Consider the following 3,413-nt stretch of genomic DNA (forward strand, 5'->3'; position numbering starts at 1 on the left):
GCTCTCCGAGTCTTTTCAAAGGCTTGTCCGTCAATCCTTGCGGATCGATTCCGATTGTTCAGACTTCGATTCAGGCAACGGTAGCCAGCGCCACCTTTGCGCGGGCGTCCAGAATCTGGCGTGCGGCGTGGGCGGCTTCCTTGCCCTTGATGACGAAATGATCGCGGAAGAAGGCGATATGCGCCTCCGATTCCTGGAAATTGTGCGGGGTCAGCACGGCCGAGAGCACCGGCACATTGGTGTCGAGGCCGACGCGCACGATGGCATCGACGACGGTGCCGGCGACGAAATCGTGGCGGTAGATGCCGCCATCGACGACGAGCGCGACGCCGAGGATGGCGGAATACAGGCCGGTCCTGGCGAGAAGCTGCGCATGCAGCGGGATTTCAAGCGCGCCGGGTACGTCGATCACATCGACGTCTTCCGCGCGGCCGCCGAGGGCTGCCCATTCGGCGACGAAGGACGTGACCGCCTGGTCGACGATGCCGGCGTGCCAGCGGGCACGGATGACGGCGATCCGGGAGGAGGGGGTGGCATTCGCATTCATGTATAGGCCTTTCAAGGGTTGAGCCATTTTTCAACGGTCCCCTTGGGCGAACACGCAGGAGCTCCGCCTGCAATGGCGGTCTTCCTGCTTGCTCTCTTCCATCCGGACTTTAACCGTCGGCTCCGGCATCGCACCGGATCTGCTGACCCTTCCATTCGCGGAAGGCGCTCGCGGGCTCCGGAATTGCTTCCGATACCGCCGGTGGGGAGTTTCACCCCGCCCTGAGAACGATGGAAGATTAACGAGCAAACGCCCGCGGATCAAATCCGCGGGCGACGCAAAAGGCGCAATTCACGACAGATTTTTCCAAGGCTTTGGAAAGGCCTGGAAAAAATGTTTAGTCACGGATGATCAACAGGTCGGTTGCGGTGAAGCGCAGGGTTGCGGTCTCGCCGACAGCCGGCGGCACGAGGCCGGGGCTGTTGAACATGTCGAAGGAGATGACCGCGGTGCCGACTTTCATGCGGGTGCGGATGACCGAGCCGAGGAAGTTGGACGAGATGACCTCGCCGGTCAGCGCGGTATCGCCTTTGGCGTCGGCGGCAATCGAGCCGGCTTCCGGGCGCAGCGCCAGCGAGATCGTATCGCCGGCCTTCACATTGCCGAGCGGTTCGCGCAGCGTGACACCCTGGTCGCCGATCGAGATGCGGTTGGAGGCGGGATCGACGACCTTTGCCTCGATGAGGTTCAGCGTGCCGACGAAATTGGCCACGAAGCGGGTTGCCGGGCGGTTGTAGATTTCGGCCGGCGCGCCGATCTGGTCGGCCTTGCCGGCGTTCATCACGACGATGCGGTCGGAAATCGACAGGGCCTCTTCCTGGTCATGCGTCACGAAGACCGTGGTGATGCCGAGCTGCTGCTGGATCATGCGGATTTCTTCGCGCAGCGACACGCGGATCTTGGCATCGAGCGCCGAGAGCGGCTCGTCGAGCAGCAGGACCTGCGGCTTGGGGGCGAGTGCGCGGGCGAGCGCCACGCGCTGCTGCTGGCCGCCGGACATCTGGTAGGGGTAGCGGTCGGCGAGGTGGTCGAGCTTGATCAGGCCGAGCATTTCCTTGACGCGCTGGTCGATCTCGGCCTTCGCGCGGCCGGCGACCTTGAGGCCGAAGGCGACGTTTTCGGCGACATTCATGTTCGGGAACAGCGCATAGGCCTGGAAGACCATGCCGATATTGCGCTGGTTGGGACGCAGGTTCGCCTGGCTCTTGCCGTTGATGGTGATCGTGCCGCCGGAGGGCGTCTCGAAGCCGGCGATCATGCGCAGGACCGTGGTCTTGCCGCAGCCCGAAGGACCGAGGAAGGAAACGAATTCGCCCTTCTCGATGGCCATGTTGAAGTCTTTCACGACCTGCACGGGGCCGAAGGACTTCTGGATGCTGGTGAGGTTGAGGAAGCTCATGAAAGGTCCTTAGGCGGGGCTTTGCGCGCCCTTCTGGAAACGGGAAACAAGCTGGATCAGGCCGAGGCAACCCCAGGTCAAGGCGAAGGACATGACCGCGAGTGCTGCCGGCTCATAGGCGCGGTTGGCGCCGAGCAGCTGCATGTAGGGGCCGAAGGCCGGGCGGTTGAGGAGTGCGGCCATGGTGAACTCGCCGATGACGATGGCAAAGGTCAGGAAGGCGCCGGAGAGAACCGCGACGAGCACGTTCGGCAGGATGATCTTGGCAAGGATCGTCGTCCAGCCGGCGCCGAGGCTTTGGGCGGCTTCCGTCAGCGTCGCGATGTCGATCGAGCGCAGGCCGGTATCGACGGAGCGGTACATGTAGGGCAGCGCCAACGTCGCATAGCCGAACATCAGCAGGATGTTCGTGCCGGTCGTCGTGCCGGTGAGCGGCAGCCAGCTCGAGGTGTTGTAGAGCCTGATATAGCCGAAGACGATGACGATGGCTGGGATGACCAGCGGCAGCAGCGTGACGAATTCGATATAGGGACGCAGGCCCGGCAGCTTGAGGCGCACCCAATAGGCGGTGGGCACCACGAGCAGCACGCCGAAGACGATGGTCGCGAGCGCCATCAGGATCGAATAAGTGAAGGTCTCCTGGAAGCGCGGATCGCCGAGCACGACGGCATAGGCATCCAGCGAATAGACGCCGCGGCGCATCTTCAGCGAGAAGTTGGTCATGCCGAGCAGCGGCAGGATGAAATAGAGCAGCCCGAAAATGAGGGCGCCCCAGGCCCAGAACTTCTTCATTTCAGCCACCTTTCGCTGCGGGCGCGCAGCCAGATGTAGATCGTGTTGGCGATCCCGGTCACGACGATCATGCCGAAGGCGAGCGCATAACCGAGATGCGGATTGCCGAGCACGTCGCCGCGGATCTGCGCGAAGAGCAGGATCGGCACGATGTTGAGCGAGGAGCCGGTGAGCGCGATGGCCGTGGCGACGGCGCCGAAGGCATTGGCGAAGAGAAGCGCCAGCGTGCCGAGGAAGGACGGCAGCAGGATCGGGAAGGCGACCATGCGCCAATATTGGGTGTTGGTCGCACCAAGGATTTGGGCGGCCTCACGCCATTCCCGCTTCAGTCCGTCGAGCGCTGGCGTGATGATGAGGATCATCAGCGGGATCTGGAAGAACAGGTAGGTGACCGTCAGGCCCCAGAAGGACAGAATGTTGAAGCCGAGCGCGCGCAGATCGATGCCGATCTGGGTCTTCAGAAACACCGTGAGAAGGCCGACCGGGCCGAGCGTCGCGAGAAACGCGAAGGCGAGCGGCACGCCGGCGAAGTTGGACGCGACGCCGGAAAAGGTCAGAAGCGGACCGCGGATCCATTTCGGCAGGCCGCCGAGAACGGCGGCGGCGGCGACGGAAAAGCCGATCAGGCAGCCGAGCAGGGCCGACGCGATGGAGATCTTGATCGAGATCCAGTAG

Annotated in this window: 4 protein-coding genes and 1 riboswitch; all 4 genes read right to left on the minus strand. The window is 63.3% G+C overall.

The window, feature by feature from the left end; translation table 11 throughout:
• Positions 1-70: 70 nt before the first annotated feature.
• Positions 71-547, minus strand: a complete 477-nt coding sequence (locus ACOZK4_RS08025; protein WP_421591432.1) for a 6,7-dimethyl-8-ribityllumazine synthase — start codon at positions 545-547, stop codon at positions 71-73.
• Positions 548-633: 86 nt separating this feature from the next.
• Positions 634-780, minus strand: a riboswitch (FMN riboswitch).
• Positions 781-884: 104 nt separating this feature from the next.
• Positions 885-1,946 (minus strand): ABC transporter ATP-binding protein, encoded by a 1,062-nt coding sequence (locus ACOZK4_RS08030; protein ID WP_421591433.1) that lies wholly within the window; start codon positions 1,944-1,946, stop codon positions 885-887.
• A 9-nt stretch (positions 1,947-1,955) separates the two neighbouring features.
• Positions 1,956-2,738, minus strand: a complete 783-nt coding sequence (locus tag ACOZK4_RS08035) for an ABC transporter permease (protein WP_313525774.1) — start codon at positions 2,736-2,738, stop codon at positions 1,956-1,958.
• Positions 2,735-3,413, minus strand: a 679-nt coding sequence (locus ACOZK4_RS08040; RefSeq protein WP_421591434.1) for an ABC transporter permease, incomplete at its 5' end; no start/stop codon positions are given. The genes ACOZK4_RS08040 and ACOZK4_RS08035, both read right to left, overlap by 4 nt.

Source organism: Shinella sp. M27 (assembly GCF_049199905.1).
In the GTDB taxonomy this organism is placed as follows: Bacteria; Pseudomonadota; Alphaproteobacteria; order Rhizobiales; family Rhizobiaceae; genus Shinella.